This window comes from Halalkalibacter hemicellulosilyticusJCM 9152 (assembly GCF_000513115.1).
Classification (GTDB): domain Bacteria; phylum Bacillota; class Bacilli; order Bacillales; family Bacillaceae_D; genus Halalkalibacter; species Halalkalibacter hemicellulosilyticus.
This window is the reverse complement of sequence record NZ_BAUU01000058.1, coordinates 1-14,855: the sequence shown is the minus strand read 5'-3', so window position 1 is coordinate 14,855 and position 14,855 is coordinate 1. Positions and strand designations below refer to the sequence as shown.

At 37.1% G+C, this 14,855-nt stretch carries 27 protein-coding genes; 2 read left to right on the top strand and 25 right to left on the bottom strand.

Going from position 1 to position 14,855, the window contains the following annotated elements; all coding sequences use genetic code 11:
• Positions 1-47 precede the first annotated feature (47 nt).
• The 16 genes from JCM9152_RS20280 to JCM9152_RS20220 all read right to left on the bottom strand — a co-directional run bounded on the left by JCM9152_RS20280 (position 48) and on the right by JCM9152_RS20220 (position 8,475).
• Positions 48-2,258 (bottom strand): fibronectin type III domain-containing protein, encoded by a 2,211-nt coding sequence (locus JCM9152_RS20280; RefSeq protein ID WP_035347466.1) that lies wholly within the window; start codon positions 2,256-2,258, stop codon positions 48-50.
• Positions 2,259-2,584: 326 nt separating this feature from the next.
• Positions 2,585-2,995 (bottom strand): hypothetical protein, encoded by a 411-nt coding sequence (locus tag JCM9152_RS20270; RefSeq protein WP_052016251.1) that lies wholly within the window; start codon positions 2,993-2,995, stop codon positions 2,585-2,587.
• A 135-nt stretch (positions 2,996-3,130) separates the two neighbouring features.
• Entirely contained in the window at positions 3,131-3,763 is a 633-nt protein-coding gene (locus JCM9152_RS20265) for a zonular occludens toxin domain-containing protein (protein WP_035347463.1), read from the bottom strand.
• Between the two features lies 1 nt (position 3,764).
• The gene (locus tag JCM9152_RS20260; RefSeq protein ID WP_035347461.1) at positions 3,765-4,100 is read right to left on the bottom strand and encodes a hypothetical protein; all 336 of its coding nucleotides are present in this window, start codon (positions 4,098-4,100) and stop codon (positions 3,765-3,767) included.
• A 66-nt stretch (positions 4,101-4,166) separates the two neighbouring features.
• Entirely contained in the window at positions 4,167-4,553 is a 387-nt protein-coding gene (locus JCM9152_RS20255; RefSeq protein WP_235715784.1) for a hypothetical protein, read from the bottom strand.
• Positions 4,543-4,698 carry a hypothetical protein gene (locus tag JCM9152_RS22800; protein ID WP_156315019.1) on the bottom strand — a complete coding sequence of 52 codons (156 nt, stop codon included), beginning with the start codon at positions 4,696-4,698 and terminating at the stop codon, positions 4,543-4,545. The genes JCM9152_RS20255 and JCM9152_RS22800 overlap by 11 nt, the downstream gene beginning before the upstream one ends.
• A 16-nt stretch (positions 4,699-4,714) precedes the next feature.
• On the bottom strand, positions 4,715-4,990 hold the full coding sequence (locus tag JCM9152_RS20250; protein WP_035347458.1) for a hypothetical protein: 276 nt from the start codon (positions 4,988-4,990) through the stop codon (positions 4,715-4,717).
• Positions 4,990-5,544: a hypothetical protein gene (locus JCM9152_RS20245; protein WP_035347456.1), complete on the bottom strand. Its 555-nt coding sequence runs from the start codon at positions 5,542-5,544 to the stop codon at positions 4,990-4,992. Before JCM9152_RS20245 ends, JCM9152_RS20250 begins: the two co-directional genes overlap by 1 nt.
• Complete coding sequence (locus tag JCM9152_RS22795) at positions 5,545-5,697, bottom strand: hypothetical protein (protein ID WP_156315018.1); 153 nt, start codon at positions 5,695-5,697, stop codon at positions 5,545-5,547.
• Between the two features lie 16 nt (positions 5,698-5,713).
• A complete protein-coding gene (locus JCM9152_RS20240) occupies positions 5,714-6,808 on the bottom strand; it encodes a hypothetical protein (protein WP_035347454.1) in 1,095 nt (364 codons plus the stop codon).
• A 57-nt stretch (positions 6,809-6,865) separates the two neighbouring features.
• Entirely contained in the window at positions 6,866-7,048 is a 183-nt protein-coding gene (locus JCM9152_RS20235; RefSeq protein ID WP_052016248.1) for a hypothetical protein, read from the bottom strand.
• A gap of 41 nt (positions 7,049-7,089) precedes the next feature.
• Positions 7,090-7,296, bottom strand: a complete 207-nt coding sequence (locus JCM9152_RS20230; RefSeq protein ID WP_052016246.1) for a hypothetical protein — start codon at positions 7,294-7,296, stop codon at positions 7,090-7,092.
• Positions 7,296-7,454, bottom strand: a complete 159-nt coding sequence (locus JCM9152_RS20225; RefSeq protein ID WP_035347447.1) for a hypothetical protein — start codon at positions 7,452-7,454, stop codon at positions 7,296-7,298. Before JCM9152_RS20225 ends, JCM9152_RS20230 begins: the two co-directional genes overlap by 1 nt.
• 155 nt (positions 7,455-7,609) lie before the next feature.
• On the bottom strand, positions 7,610-7,741 hold the full coding sequence (locus tag JCM9152_RS23830) for a hypothetical protein (RefSeq protein WP_268870766.1): 132 nt from the start codon (positions 7,739-7,741) through the stop codon (positions 7,610-7,612).
• Between the two features lie 4 nt (positions 7,742-7,745).
• Positions 7,746-7,907 carry a hypothetical protein gene (locus tag JCM9152_RS22790; RefSeq protein ID WP_156315017.1) on the bottom strand — a complete coding sequence of 54 codons (162 nt, stop codon included), beginning with the start codon at positions 7,905-7,907 and terminating at the stop codon, positions 7,746-7,748.
• Between the two features lie 313 nt (positions 7,908-8,220).
• Entirely contained in the window at positions 8,221-8,475 is a 255-nt protein-coding gene (locus tag JCM9152_RS20220; protein ID WP_035347445.1) for a hypothetical protein, read from the bottom strand.
• 424 nt (positions 8,476-8,899) lie between these two features.
• On the opposite strand from JCM9152_RS20220, the gene JCM9152_RS20215 reads away from it, so the two are divergent.
• On the top strand, positions 8,900-9,442 hold the full coding sequence (locus tag JCM9152_RS20215; RefSeq protein ID WP_035347443.1) for a DUF3967 domain-containing protein: 543 nt from the start codon (positions 8,900-8,902) through the stop codon (positions 9,440-9,442).
• Here the strand turns inward: JCM9152_RS20215 and JCM9152_RS22865 are convergent, their stop codons facing one another.
• The 3 genes from JCM9152_RS22865 to JCM9152_RS20205 all read right to left on the bottom strand — a co-directional run bounded on the left by JCM9152_RS22865 (position 9,443) and on the right by JCM9152_RS20205 (position 11,207).
• Entirely contained in the window at positions 9,443-9,592 is a 150-nt protein-coding gene (locus JCM9152_RS22865; protein ID WP_162831730.1) for a hypothetical protein, read from the bottom strand. It lies immediately after the preceding gene.
• 323 nt (positions 9,593-9,915) lie between these two features.
• The gene (locus JCM9152_RS21630) at positions 9,916-10,872 is read right to left on the bottom strand and encodes a hypothetical protein (RefSeq protein ID WP_052016244.1); all 957 of its coding nucleotides are present in this window, start codon (positions 10,870-10,872) and stop codon (positions 9,916-9,918) included.
• Positions 10,873-10,985: 113 nt separating this feature from the next.
• Entirely contained in the window at positions 10,986-11,207 is a 222-nt protein-coding gene (locus JCM9152_RS20205; RefSeq protein ID WP_052016242.1) for a helix-turn-helix domain-containing protein, read from the bottom strand.
• A gap of 177 nt (positions 11,208-11,384) precedes the next feature.
• On the opposite strand from JCM9152_RS20205, the gene JCM9152_RS23825 reads away from it, so the two are divergent.
• Positions 11,385-11,834, top strand: coding sequence for a helix-turn-helix domain-containing protein (locus JCM9152_RS23825; RefSeq protein WP_081728163.1), 450 nt, complete (start codon positions 11,385-11,387; stop codon positions 11,832-11,834).
• A gap of 305 nt (positions 11,835-12,139) precedes the next feature.
• On the opposite strand, the gene JCM9152_RS20195 is transcribed toward JCM9152_RS23825, so the two are convergent.
• The 6 genes from JCM9152_RS20195 to JCM9152_RS20170 all read right to left on the bottom strand — a co-directional run bounded on the left by JCM9152_RS20195 (position 12,140) and on the right by JCM9152_RS20170 (position 14,552).
• Positions 12,140-12,331, bottom strand: coding sequence for a hypothetical protein (locus tag JCM9152_RS20195; RefSeq protein WP_035347441.1), 192 nt, complete (start codon positions 12,329-12,331; stop codon positions 12,140-12,142).
• Between the two features lie 62 nt (positions 12,332-12,393).
• Complete coding sequence (locus JCM9152_RS20190) at positions 12,394-12,798, bottom strand: hypothetical protein (protein ID WP_035347439.1); 405 nt, start codon at positions 12,796-12,798, stop codon at positions 12,394-12,396.
• A gap of 37 nt (positions 12,799-12,835) precedes the next feature.
• Positions 12,836-13,111 carry a hypothetical protein gene (locus JCM9152_RS20185; RefSeq protein WP_035347437.1) on the bottom strand — a complete coding sequence of 92 codons (276 nt, stop codon included), beginning with the start codon at positions 13,109-13,111 and terminating at the stop codon, positions 12,836-12,838.
• 99 nt (positions 13,112-13,210) lie between these two features.
• Positions 13,211-13,792, bottom strand: a complete 582-nt coding sequence (locus JCM9152_RS20180) for a recombinase family protein (RefSeq protein WP_035347435.1) — start codon at positions 13,790-13,792, stop codon at positions 13,211-13,213.
• A gap of 52 nt (positions 13,793-13,844) precedes the next feature.
• Positions 13,845-14,279: a hypothetical protein gene (locus JCM9152_RS20175; RefSeq protein WP_035347433.1), complete on the bottom strand. Its 435-nt coding sequence runs from the start codon at positions 14,277-14,279 to the stop codon at positions 13,845-13,847.
• 51 nt (positions 14,280-14,330) lie between these two features.
• A complete protein-coding gene (locus JCM9152_RS20170; RefSeq protein ID WP_035347431.1) occupies positions 14,331-14,552 on the bottom strand; it encodes a hypothetical protein in 222 nt (73 codons plus the stop codon).
• Positions 14,553-14,855 lie beyond the last annotated feature (303 nt).

The window sequence follows — 14,855 nt, the reverse complement described above, 5'->3', positions numbered from 1 at the left end:
AATACTATAAAAAGGCGAAGGCTTTACACCCTCGCCTTTTCCCTTTATTAGTACCCGTCTCTATATCTTTTTGAGTATCTATATCTAACGTTCCCATAAAATTGATAAGCGCCGGCGCTAAAACTACGATGAACTTTGCCTACTTGGTATGAGTGTATCGCTGTCTTTATTAGCCACATAATTGTAGGAGTAAAAAAGAACACTAATGCTAATATGACAAAGCCACTAAAACCAGTAAAAAGGGAAACAGCGGACAACAAAACATCATTAGGAGTAAAAGGCAGATTAATACCACCTAAGCCACCGCCACCCCCTCCGGCGCTTCCTTCTGTTCCGTTTTCCGTTATTGGTATCAGCTGAACATCAGGATTCCCCAAGAGAGTATAAGACATGCTATCTGATGGAATTAATATCTCGCCATCACTAGCCGGAACAGTTGCAAACTCATCCCCACCAACAATAACTCTAACCGTTCCAGTTGTGGGACTAGTCCACGTATAAAGATAGTCGCCGTTGTCCTGTTCCTCACTATCGACACCGCCCATAGACGGTTCAGGCTCATGATCGGTGGAAGCTGTCACATAAACACCGTCACTTTCTTCCCCTTCATCGTTCACACTAGCAAGACGATATTCATAATCAGAATCATGTTCGACACTTAAATCATTAAAATAGTTTCCATTCGTTTCAAAGAGTGGATCGAACTCGTTTTCGTTAGCGGAAACAGTAGAACCGAATAAAAATTCGCTCATTTTTTGGACTGCTGCGCTTCCTTCTGATTCTCCTTCTATGTCTCTACGATAAATGCGAACATAATCAAAATAAGGATTATATTGAGGGTTTGACCAAGAAAGATCAACTCGTTCATGAGTCGAGCTAACTGTTACGTTTGTTATATCTTCGAGTTTTGGCGGTTCTTGAAGTTGTACGCTTATAGTTTGCGCTTCCGATTCATAACCGTCTGTTGTTCGTGTCCTGATTTCAAACTCGTAAGATTGGCTATGTTCTAATCCCTCGATGTGAAAGTGACCTTCAGTTGTGACTGCTATCCTTTGATTATCTTGATAAAGGGCAACGTCCCGAAAACCATCGAAAAAAGGATTTTTAAACGTAACCGAAACACTATGATAATCATTGTCTTGATGAATGGCACTGACTTGTGGAATTGCTTCAGTTCGAGTATTGACCTCTATCCCGTCCGTTTCATAGCCGGGTGGATCGTAGTAAGAAGTAAGAACAAGACGATAACTTGTATCAGGCTTTAAATTCTCGAACCAGTAGGAGCTTTCTGGAGCTTCTACCTCGTCAATCAAGTCCTCATCCTCATAAATCTTCACATGTTCAAAATCTTCACTTGTTGGGTTGTCCCAATTCAAAAAGATTTGATTGTAATAGGTTTCAACCCCTCTTATTGTCACCTCGTCAAACTGTCCATAATCCGTTAATACAGTAACCGTCCGACCGAAACTTTCTTGATCTTCGCTATTAATCGTTGTGACCTTGAAAGTATATTCTGTGTTAGGTGATAATCCTGTTACGTTGTATTCTTCCTCTCGGTCTGTCAATGTAGCTATTTCAACGTCATTTCGATACACCTTGATCGATTCAAATTCATTATTTGAAGGGTTTGACCAACTTAAATGAACGGTTGTATCTGTTTGGGTTGCTGTTAGATTTTCGACGTCGGACAACTCGCTAAACAAAGAAGGATCGAGAGTTATAATAGGTCGAATTCCGGAAGTTGATCCTGTCCGCAAATCGTTAAACAGGTTTCCGGCTGTCCCTACTTGAACAGCCCAAGTATTATCACCTGCTGAAAATGTTCGTAACCTTGTATGCATAAAAGGCGCGGAAAAATTAACCGATCCATTATGCATTGATGAATAATTTAACACATCTTGCCTCGACATTAAGTTTACTGACTCGACCATCGTAACATCATCATGATGATCAAATGTTAAGGCTTGACTAACAAAATTATTAATCAAGTCAGCATATAAAGCACTAGCTTCCCAAGTCGCTACATGACTAGGGTGAACATTTCTCACTTTCCAAAAAGGCGGTGTTTGATTGATAGAAGGATTTGGTTCGTTATAAATCAACAATCCATTCTCTTCATCTAAAACAATCCAGTTCACCCCAAAAACTTCGATGTGATCTCCATGTTCTGCCCCTTTAAGGTTATCAATGCTTGCACTAGCTTGATAAGATGCAAAAAGTAAAAAGAGCAAAAGGAACATTATTATTTTTCTTTTCATGTGTATCGATTCCCCCTATGCTACTTGTTTGGTTAGCATGGATTTCAAAAAGACAAGCTCTTTTTCCTGATCTTCTGATAGATTGTCTTTTTCAACTCCATCCGATAGCAATTGCACATAAAAGCATAAGAACGAAAAAAACATGTCGTGCTGTTTGTCACTTAGCGACACGCACACGATCTCGTTAGAATCGCCTGATATGCTCTGTATGCGTTCAAATGTATCGTCATATAGTTTTAGCTTCTCTTTTCCTTCCTTTCGCCCATACGTCCTTTTGAAGCCTTTCTTGACCTCGTTACGCATAACACTGAAATGATATAAGAGTTTTAAACCCTCGCTTGCTTTGATTTCGATTCTCTCCATGATTCTTCACCCCCTTTCAAGACTTCTGTATTGATAAATTCAATGAGTCGTTCTTTTTCTTTCGGCTTCAAGTCAATGACATTCAAAAAGAAGTAAGCACGGCCATTTAAAATCACTTTTCTTTTTTCAGTGAATACCGCACGTCTACGCCAATTCAAGATAGAAGTCGGAACAAGAATAAACCCTTGTTTATTTGCCATATCTTCAAGCGATTCGAGCGCTTTATAAAACCAAAATTCATTCATTAATTGAGCAAATAAAACTTTTGGTAGCTTCTTTCTCTTGAATAAAAGCGCTCTAGGATCGCCCTTCTTTCGATAGTTCGGTGGTATCAAGCTGTATTCTGACATGTGACTTTCTTTTTTTGTAATCATTCAGCCCCTCCTGATAGTGATAGCGTTCATTTCGTTTCTTTTCTCTGTATCGTTCAACTAGTTTGTCTTTTGCTATGTCTATGAGTGTGATCAAAACCGCCATAAGTACGACAAGTAAAAACACCATTACATAGATCAATTGATCGTCATCCTTTCACGAATCCTACGAGCCTGATTGTGTATACGTTCAAGCTCGTCAAAAAACTCGTCCGATTGATCTTCATTCTGTGGAAGCGGGAAACCCTTAACCATTTGATAGCTGTCATACAGGTTCAGGGAAAAGAATCGCTTCATTCTCCACATTGGCATGAACTGCCTTCTCAAAAACTCCCCAGTTTGATAGTCATAGAACGTGTATTGAAATCCTTTTTTTCCTAGCTTTCGGCAATGAATTAATACCTCGATGATCTTTCTTATTCGGCTATCCACGTTGTTGATCGATGGAGAAGCATACATTTGAATACTATGCATTTTCCTTGTGTACATCATGACTTCGGTGGCAATGATCGAGCCATGACGTGACCACCTACGATTATCAAAAGCCATGTGAGCCTCATCCCAACAACATATAGAACCTTGACGTTTTGCGACCTCATACCAGTCCGTGTAGTGATCCATTGCAAAAGAATCTTTCAATTCATAGTTACTAAAAAGCGCTAAGTCTCCGTTTTGTTGGATCGTTCTTGCTCTGATATTATGAGCCATGATCGACATGAGCGCCGTCTTGCCTGATCCTAGTGAGCCTTGAAAAAAAATATGATGAGCCATATTATTTCTTCTCCTTTTCAGCCATGACAATCGGCTTCGGTGGCTTTGGTATAAGCGCTTCAATCGTGTCAATGTAGTAACTAGGATCAACGACATGGACTTTACTTTCCATGATGAACTTATATAATTTTTCGTATGGATTTCCGTCAGGGTGTAGATACTCGTTATTGCCTAGAGCTTCTAAATGAATCAAGGCTCTTACTTGCCATTCTTGCAACTCTTGACCGTTGCTTTTCATTTCTTCTAAGACTTGTTTGACATCAGAAATATGATGCACTTCTGGGAACAAGTTATCTGATAGGATATTTTGCACTTTTTCGCTGTTTGTATTTTGCATTTAGTAGACAACCCCCCACGTTTTCAAAGTTAATTGCTATATTTTCGCCCTCTGCAACATGCTTTTTTATCCGGAACAACTAGAAACCCCAAACATAAGGAAACCTACGATAATAGCAATCATCATCATGATTTTTGTTAAGTCCGGTGCTGAATGATCTTCCGGCGGTTTGTATGTCGTGATATGTGTTAAGACTAGATTTTTTTCAAGGTGTGCTAATCGTCCAGTTTCAACAATCGACCTTGTAGGCGCTCTATAAAAAAAGTTTCGTCCCTCTACTCCGTTTGTGATCTCGCAATCTGCTTTAGGAACGGTATACATCAACGTTTTAACTGATTCTTCATCCACGCTTCTGACTCGCTGTACATCACTTGTTTTTTGTTCATCATCAAAGACAATTAACAAGTCCGGTGTTTCGTCCAAAAAATCGTCTTTTTTTCGGTTAAATATCAACTAAACCACCCTTTTTCTTTCGCGCTTTCTTTGGCGCTTTCTCATTTTGACGTTTGATATATTTGTAGACGAGCAACCCTACCACACTAACCCCTGTTGCTGTTCCTGATCCTATAAAGAAAAAATAAATAAACGCATCGATCATGTATAAACTCTCCTTTCTACCACCATTTAATAGCATCTTTTTTCGCAAAATATACACGCATGATTGACCTGAAAATGAAGCAACCTCCTATAATGACCATTGAAGCCATAAGAGAAGCTAACGCCCCTTGCCACGTCATAGGCAAGTCACGAAAAAATGAAAAATATTGACCTAAATCAATCCCTTGCGCTGTCACGTTTTGAACGTCCCTTAGCGTATCGATCGCTAAGTCGAGTGGGGAATGAATAGGAGCGAAAATACTATCGATCCATGCTCTTATTTGTTCAACCATTATTCGCCCCCCACTCGTAACCCTGATAGAATCCGTATAACTTGCATAGCTGTAAAAATCCAAACCCCGAACATTAAAATAACTGCGACAACATTTAATTGAAGTGGTTGCAACGCTGTGAAAATATTCCCTAACATTTCAGAAAAAGCATGCCCTGAACCGGAACTAGGTGAATAGGTTAGGCTTGCTAGAGTGCGACCAAACCCAACCGCAAAAGACCATATCAACATCAATAATTCAAAAAAGATGATGAAAACTTTCGCAACCACTAAACCTATTTGCCACAAAAAATATAGCAAGGCATCCACTAAGGCATAAATAAATTCAAAAAACACCATCAACAACTGAAATAATTCAGTAAACAAAGAGAAAAGCAACTCTCCAACCCATGTGACAGCATCCCAAATCAATCCACCAAGCCACATGAAGAACGATCCTATTTGCTGACCTACCCAAGAAATTGCATCCCATATGACCGAAAACAAGCGACCGAATGAATTTCCTAATATCCCATTGAATAGACTTGAATAGAATAAAAACTCGATGCTATTCATCTACTTTTTTGCAACTTTCATCATATGACGTAATAGCCCCGCTATTTCATCCGTAAATAGAAAGACCGTAAATAGAAAGACAATTGGAATCAAATAAGGAAGCACAATTTCAATAAAAACACTCATAACCATCTGTAATAAACCTGCATCCAACTAAATCAAACCCTTTCTATCCTGAACCGTCTGGATCATCAGGATGTTTCTTGTAATTTCCGTCAAATGACGGAGGTGATCCACCAGGTAATGGAACACTAGGCGTATCTCCCTGATCCGGTATAGGGTTAAACCCTCCCCCTTCACCGTCAGGAATAGGAGGACTAGGTTCATATTCTTCCTGTTCAGGTATTGGCTCAAATTCCAATTCCGGTTGTTCCGGTTCAGGCTGTTCGACTTCCTCAAATTCCGGTTGATGATCCCATCCCCCCGGCTCATCGTCCGGCGTAGGGTATGAAGGAACTTCCGGTAACGATCCGATAGGATCAATAATGTCAAACCCTCCTGTTTCATCTTCCTGAAATTCAATTTCAGGCGCTTGATTCCGCACATCATCAGCCGAATACCCCGAATCCTCTAGTTCTTGATTGCTGTTCATTTCCGGCTCTTGGTTGTCCAATTGCCCCGAATAATCATCAATAGGAGGTTGAGAAGGTGATGAAATGTTATCCAATCGAATGTCATTTGGCCGTGACGGTGGCGGTGGTGCTGTCCCTAACAAGTCCCCTAGATCATCGATCATTCTAGGAACAATCGTGTCACGCATCGTTCTAGCGACTTGATTCCAGTCAGGCGGTGGCGGTATAGCATCCCTTATTTGATCGAGCTTCGACATTTGTTCATTCCATCCGTCTGATTCAAAGAAACAATCACAAAAGCAATGATCCCCGTTGTTTTGGTTAGATTCACCACAACTACTATTAGAAACACTCGTTGTCATGAATGTACTTTGATCGACCAATTCACCGTTATTGTAAAACTCAAAAATATTGGTTCCGTTGCAACTGATATAATGCGTACCGTTCAACGTTGTCCACGATGACACATGAGGGTTTTCCTCTGTGTAGTCACCCTCTCCGTAATAAGTGACGACTAGTTGATCGATCCCCCATGTGCTGTAACTCACCTCGTACCGATCAGACGAACTGTCATAAGAGAGCGAACCTCTTGCAAAGGTTTCACTCGCTAGAAAAAAAGAAAGAAAAAAAGCAATGAAACTAAACCATATAATTTTTTTCTTTCTTCTTTTGTTGTTGTCCTTACTTATCAATTAATTCACCACCACATTTTATTTTAAAAAAAGGCGAGTTTTGAACTCGCCCCTCTGTTATGCTGTTCGTCCTTCTCGCTTCTTCATGAAATTGCGAATAAGAGAGATGAACCACGGCGCAACGATGAACGCTAAACCAAGATAAGCGAATCCTCCTAGAGAAGATAAAAGTTCAACCGCCCCCATTAATACGTCTGTCGGAGAAAATGGCAATGAAACACCTGAAAAATCAATACCCATGTGAATCCCTTCCTTTCTGATAATTAAGAATTTTTAGATTTTTAATAACGGTACACGTCATAGTCATCATCGTCCTTATTTTTCTTCTTTCCTGTTACTGCATCCACAATGAGACTAATAAAATATACCGCCGCGAATAACGCAACACCTAGCATGATGAATGGACTTATAAAAAATAATATCCAACGGAGCGTTTCCCAAAATTCGGCGAAGTCAAGAACGTCAATAATCGTTATATATTCAGGCATTATTGTCGATTCCTAATCGCCTGAACAATTAACGCTATAAGGAGTCCGGCAGAAATCAGCGCCACAAATAACATCACAAAAGGTGAAATAGATTGTAAGATGAAACCGAGAACATTCCAAAAGAACGACCAGTCCCATACACCGCTTAAATCTTGCAATTAAAGCCCTCCTTACATTCTTGATCTAACTTCTTTGTAAATTTCAATTGTGACCAGAAGCAAAGACATGATAAAAATAAAACTAATCAGTGAAAGTATCACGTCTTCATTACCGAACACAATCTTGAATGTGTTCGCTACTAATCCACCTGTTTTCATGTCTGTTTACGCCCCTTTACCATTGTGAGAATCGCCATAAAAAAAGGTAAAGCTAGTAAACAAGCTCCCATAATAATGACGTAAACGAGCGCAATTTCCTTTGGATCAAATGAAACAACTGTGTACATTCGTTTACCTCCTTATCAATCGGCTTAAAACAAGAAAAATAAGGATAGAAGCCAACAACACCGAAATGAGAACATCCCCTAATGTAATTTCATGAATCAAATGAATACTACCGTTAGAATCCGTAAAAATGGTTTCTTGAATCACGTTTCCCTGATCTTCATTCATCTGAATCACTCCCTTACATTGGATCATGGTAAGGCGTTACCCTTGCCTATAACGATAAGAGCCATAAGACTTTTTGTCTATGCTTTAAGTCACACAAAATTATTTTGTGTGACTTCTCAAACATTTCAACATTCATTTTCAAATCGGAAAAGAACACAAAAAAGAGCGCCCTATTATATGCGCCCTTGCCCTGTGTATGGAAATGAAAGGAATGAAAACGACCGCCGAAATTAAATATATAATACTTATATATTTTTAATCTGTTGCAACATTCCACCAAAAAAGGAAGGTGATCCCTCACCCTCCTGAACCTTCATGAAATTTTCTTTTTTAGCGTGTCGATCCACACGTTAACATGTTTGCGACCATACCCTAATTGTTTCAGTTCGGAAGGAAAAAACGTAAAATCTTGATTCCACAAATGCAATTTAGCAATTGCATTTTCTGAATTACCGAACTTATAGAGTGTTCTTTCTTTGTTTTGCTTGAACTCTTGCTTTCCCTCGTACTTTTTCAAATACCAGTATTGCCGACCGTTCGCCCTCACTTGTGAAAGATAACCCTCCAAAACTAAACCCTCCTAAGTGCTAGTTTTGGCATCTGAAACCCATCAGGCAACCCAATCATGACAAGTTCAAAGATAAAAAATTCCAAAAATGGAAAAGGTAGATACACTTTATAAAACTATGGTATCATTGAACTTGTCGCAATTGGGAGAGTCTCCTGATGTAAGGTGTCCGATACCTTATGTCCTCTTGTGAATGCTCCTACATTCATAAGAGAATGCGACTTTTTTAGTGCTTTTTAAGAAAAATTCTACAAAAATAGTAGATTTTGCACACATTCATAATACATAGTTTTCAACATTTAAGCAATATTATTTTTTTATATTTTTCCAATGCTACAAAAGTGTTGAAATCACATGTTTCCTATTTAAATAGAACAGGTTACGATAATATTAAAATAACGCTGTAAAGAAAGGTGAACAGATCATGACAAAAGAAAAAGTCTATACTCCTAAACAAATAGCCGATGAACTCGGTATAGGTTCTAGCACCTTGCGAAAATGGTGCTTATCTCTCGAACAGACCGGTTATTCATTTATGAGATCATCGAAAGATCAACGCTTGTTCACATCAACCGATTTGAAGTATTTGCATCAATTCAATGTGCTTATAAAAGAGCATCATTTCACCCTGAAGAACGCTTCAATGGTTATTTATACAGGCTTTCAGCAACAAGCGTCCAAATCGCAAGCGCCTAGCGTTCTCCATCAAGAGGAGCAAAAACAACCGTTCTATGATGAGCAAAAAGAGATCATTCAAAAAATGTCTGAACAACTTGAAAAACAAGAACATTTTAACCGTGCTTTGCTAGAACGCTTAGATCAACGAGATCAAAAACTAGAAGAACGCATGAACGAACGAGATCAAAACCTTATGAAAGCGCTGAGAGAGATACAAGAAACCAAAAAATTAATAGCAGCGAGCCAAGAAAAGAAAACTTTTTTAGATCGGCTTAAATTTTGGCGCTAACTATCGAATGCGCCCCATCATACGACCGCTAATCTTTCCGAAAATACGCCTTTTAATGCGTTGCTTTACTCTCCCACGTCTGACAGCGTTAATATCTCCTAATATTTTCGCTGTCTTATACAAGAAAGAACGAATCTTACTAATGGACAATTCACACACCCCCTTTCAAAAGCCACAGAAAGCCCTACAAGGGACATTTCGACTGTTTGAGTAGTTTTACCCTATAAAATGCTTTTTGTTGAATACGAGCCTATTCTGTTCATTTTAGATATATCTCAAACTCTCACACTTGCCCTGTGTGACGTTTTTTATCGTTTCATGACGTTTTACCTTGCTGTTATGTAAAAATGTCATACAGGGCGATTATGAGCGTTTCAGCTATGTTTGAGGTTTGCTTTCATTTGCAATGAGTAAGACTAGTACCCATAAAAGCTATTTTCATTGCAATCTAGTAGCTTTCAGAAGCAAGCTATTCAACTGGTTTGCTGTTGTTTTCTCTTATTGCGTTCAGCCATTAACGCTTCAAAGCTTTTCTTTTTATCGTTGTCACTCTGCCCCCCTTTTTCTTTCGCTACGCTCTTTTGAACTTGTTCTTTACTCTCGTTTTGATCGTCTGTCATACATTTAGGCATAATATCTTTTCTAGTGTTCTTTTTTGGATTAGTAGTTTTATAAGCTAGTTGTTCTCTGACTGTTGCTAGAGTTTTAGAACAATAATTGTGAACACTCTCTTTTTGAGTGCGTTTCATAGATTTAATTTTTTGATTGAATAATAATAATTCATCATCAGTCATCGGGTTTTCTTGTTTGAATAGTTCAATGTTTTGTTGCTGTTCCTCCTGAACGTGATTTTCACTTTTAGGCTTCTCTTGATGATGATTATTACTAGAATTATTATTACTAGAATTATTATTACTAGAATTATTATTACTATAGTCCGGATTTTCCGGTTTCGGTTTTTCCGATTTCGGTTTTTCCGATTTCGGAAAATCCGATTTCGGTGAAATGTCCGTATCCGGATTTTCCGGTTTCGGTGAAATTCCTTTATTATCAAGGTTCTTGGTTTCTTTTTTCTTTCTCTTATCTTCTCTTAATTTGATTACATTCTTTCCTTTCAATAGATTAGGATTGTACTCTGGTCGTTCATAGACTTCATACACCCAATCTTTGAACTTTCCGTTTCCTTCTCTTTCTTGATAATAGTAAACGTAACCGGCTTTCATCAATTCTTCCATTCCGCTTTGAACAGCGTCTCTTCCTTCTTTCCCTTTTTTCACCAAGTCATTGAAACGGATTTGCCAGTTATCAGTTTTTGATAATATGTAAATGAGAATACCTTTAGCCTTCCATGATATAGAGCTGTCATTTATACAGTATTTATCCACCTGAACAAAAGGATTCTCTTGTTTTTTAGTTCTTACGATTGCCATGAAAAAAACCTCCGTTTAAAAGAATATTTGTAAATATAAATTTATTGCAACGGAGGGGATCACACCTATATAATAAAAAATATATTGTTTGGGTGTGAAACCATCCGTATGAGTCACGTTGAGGGACGTGACTTTTTTCTTTTTTCTCTCCTCTTACTACCAAAAACCCTTGTCATACCTGATCTTGTCACTATCCATGTTCCTCTTGATTTTCTTGCTTCATCATCATTGAAATAGCCTAATTCTATAAATTTAGTCACTGTACCTTTCGAAAGGTTCCATTCGTCATCAGCCTCCCTTGCCGTCAATACTTCGTAAATTACCCATGTAAGCACCGCTATCACCTTCTTAATTCTTGAATTGAAGAATATTGATATAGACATTCGTTTATTCAAGAATGGAATGAGTTTATCAACTTCGTATCTTATTAATCAAATGGCTTATTCTCGTTTTAGAGAATGTTTTAAAAATGAAAAAAGTTGATAGATCAATGAAAAATAATCTTTAGAACTATGATATATTACCTAAAGGTATTATTTCAATACAAAAATACCAATAAGGTATATATTGTCGTTATATCTCTATTACTTTGTTATATTGCTTTCAAAAAAGGAAGTAATATAACTTTGAATATAAAATGCAAATTCGGCGAAAGACTGAAATCATTAAGGCAATCTAAAGATATGAATCAAAAAGAGCTTGCCGAGGTTTTAAATATTTCTCAAAGCGCTATTGCTAACTATGAGAATGGAATTAAAGAACCTAATATGCAAATGATAGTTAACATGTCTGAATTTTTTAATGTATCTACTGACTTTCTTCTCGCTGTATCTTCTGTACCTGACGAAAAGAAAACATTAAATGTAATTAATAGACTCCCTGAAAACGAAAGAAAAAAAGTAACTAAAGACATCGAAATGTATGCAGAATTTTTAGTTTTAAAAACACTATATGACCGTTAGACTATGGTTCATTTATTTGAACCATAGATAACGAAACCCTTGATATAGTCAGTGTGTTGAATTTCAACACACTAGAATGTATTACTTTCTTCTTAGTACAATGTCTGGTCGTATTATTAATCAAATAATATTTTTCTATATTCGTCACTATCATTGCTCCAATAAATAGTCCCTGTATAATCACACGAATTACAAATGTAATCGCAATAGATCTCTCCGCCATCTTCAGTAACTTTGATATTCGTAGAACTACACTTGCTACATCTCAATTTAAACAACCTCCTGTCGCTTAGTGTACACGAACTCTACACTAAATCTTTGTCTTTTAAAATTTCCTGTAAATCATTAAAATATCTTTCCATTTGTCGTGCAGTAATTTTAGCAAATTCACCATCTTCTTTTTGTGAATCTCTTAATGCGTTTGAAATTGCATTTAAACAAGAAAGTAAATCACTTTTACTTTCAACATATTTGAAAATGCCATAATCTTTTTCCATAAAACCAAAACCTCCTTAATTCGGATTTTTCTTCTACTGGTGATCTTTTCACGAATTGTTCATTATCTCTTATTAAAGAAAAAGTCACCTGATTGGGTATTTAATTTATTTTGAAATGGTTCTACTACATCTTGAAAAAATTCTTGATTTATAATCGTTTCATGAAATGATTGATTTGTTGGAAAATATTTAAAATGGTGAGCGTAAATAAAATGACCTAAACTAATCACATAATGTTGAGTAACATTTCCGCTTAAATCTTCCTTTTCAATTAAAACGATCTGAGCATTAAATCTAACGCTATCATGCATATCATAAAAATCTTTTGTTATTTCATAAAAACATTCTTCATTTTTCACGATTTTCGATAATTTATCTTCGTCTAATGACCATTTTGGTTTACGAGTATTTTCATCTACAACTTTGAAAATACCGTTAATTTGGGTTATTTTTTTATCTTTAGGCATACCTTTTTTCCTCCTTGAATTGTTACGCATTTTTCTTCTACTGACGATCATGTAACATCCCAAATAATCTAGTAATACCCCAAACAATAATGAAAGCGATAATTCCGGTTACAACACCAACTTGCATCGATAGCACGTCCATATTTTCAAAAACTCTTATCGTGTTGTTTTTTTCATATTCTTGATAGATCAAGTGAAGCAAAAGCCAATAAGCTAGAAGCAAATAGAAAGCAACACTTGCTATGAGTTGAAAATATTTATTTTTTACTAAAGCTAACAAAAATAGCATTGATCCAACGTAAACATTTTTCATTTGTTTCCCCCTTTCTTAATGTGGTGTGCCCATAACGGAAACACGATCATGAAGTAAATCGTCAGCAAGAATAAAGCGAATATCAAGATATAGATACGATCACTCTCCTTTTGTATTTTCTTTCTTGCGCTTGCGTATATAGTTGTAAAGTGTGCCCTGTGAAACGCCTGTCGCTTTTGTGATTTCTGCTATCGAAAATGATTCAGCATCATACATTTTTAAGGCTTTGTTGACTTTTGATTGATCGACTGGCTTCCTACCGCCTTTCACTCCTCTTTTCCTAGCTGTTTCAATTCCGGATTGTGTTCGTTCTTTGATTACTTCCCTTTCCATTTCAGCCACAATGAAGATCATATTCATCATAGCTTTGCCGATAGGTGTAGAAGGATCAATGTTTTCCTTGATCGATATGAGTTTAACGCCCTTTTCTTCCAGTTCCTCAACGAGTGCTATAAGGTTCTTAAACGTTCGCCCTAATCGATCCAGTTTGTAAACAACTAACGTATCTCCTTCTCTCAACATATCAAGCACACGTTGCAACTCGTCTCTATCGGCTCTAGCGCCTGTTTCTTTCTCTTGGAATATTTGATCAACGCCATAGCTCTCTAGCGCCTGTATTTGCGTTTCTAGGCTTTGATTGACTGTTGACACCCTTGCGTACCCAAAAATCTTATTTGCCATTGTCGTAACCTCCTGTTGTGTTTTGAGAGCCGGAATTGAATCCGGCTTTTATTCACTCTGATTTATTAATGAATCCAACGTCTAAACGTTCGCAAATGTCTTTTATATCTTCGATAATAGGTTCACTGATCTTTTTCTTGACGTAGACCGTCAAATTTTTAAAGTTGTGATAGTCGAACTCGATATACTCTGATAGATTGACATATATTCTTTCACACTCGTCCTCTAATTCATCAGTACGAGCAAGTTTAGCAACGATACTCTCTATTTCATTTTCGAGTAAGAACATTAAAACTAATTCAAAGTTGCTATATTCATCCGTCCCACCATTTGCGTAGGATTCTAATTTTTCAATGATGTTATTACGTTTTGTATAGTCTAATGCGGTCAAGACTTTGTGAATAGATAGTTCATCCGATAACTTAACGAACTTTTCTTCTGTCGCTCCGTAATTTTTAAAGAAATATGATGATACAAACTCTCCCATTTGTAAAACCTCCATTTTATTTTTTTGAAAGAGGGAGCTTGTCCCTCTTTATTACTCGGTTTCAAGCATAGGCTTTAAAATCTCGCCAACATAACTTAACGCATACCCTATGATAAGTCCTATCATCAATGTGAAGCTGTCCAAGCTACGAACACTTTCAGGCATTTCTGCACCTAGCAAAGAAAAAGAAATGATACATAGACAAACAACTGATACAAGCGCTATAACATAAATCAAAGATCGTACTGCGGTTCGAGCATATTTGTTTTTCATTTTGAAACCCTCCGTTTGTTGTGATCTCTCTTGCTTGTCTTTATATTATAACAATTAAGTTTATTTGTAAATAGTTTTTTATAAAGTTTTTTGTAATTATTTTTGAATTGTTGCAATGATTGTTGCACAGACAAACGACTTTATAAAAACTATAGTTTGATGTAATGATTTAATCTAAAGAAGCATTGTTCGGGTTTAAGTGGTTTTTAGGTCGATGCCTGGTTGAATAATGTTCGGTTTTATGTGCAAAAAGATCCAGGTATTTGCATGCAGCTGTCGTTTGTTTTAGGTTAAAACCCGAAC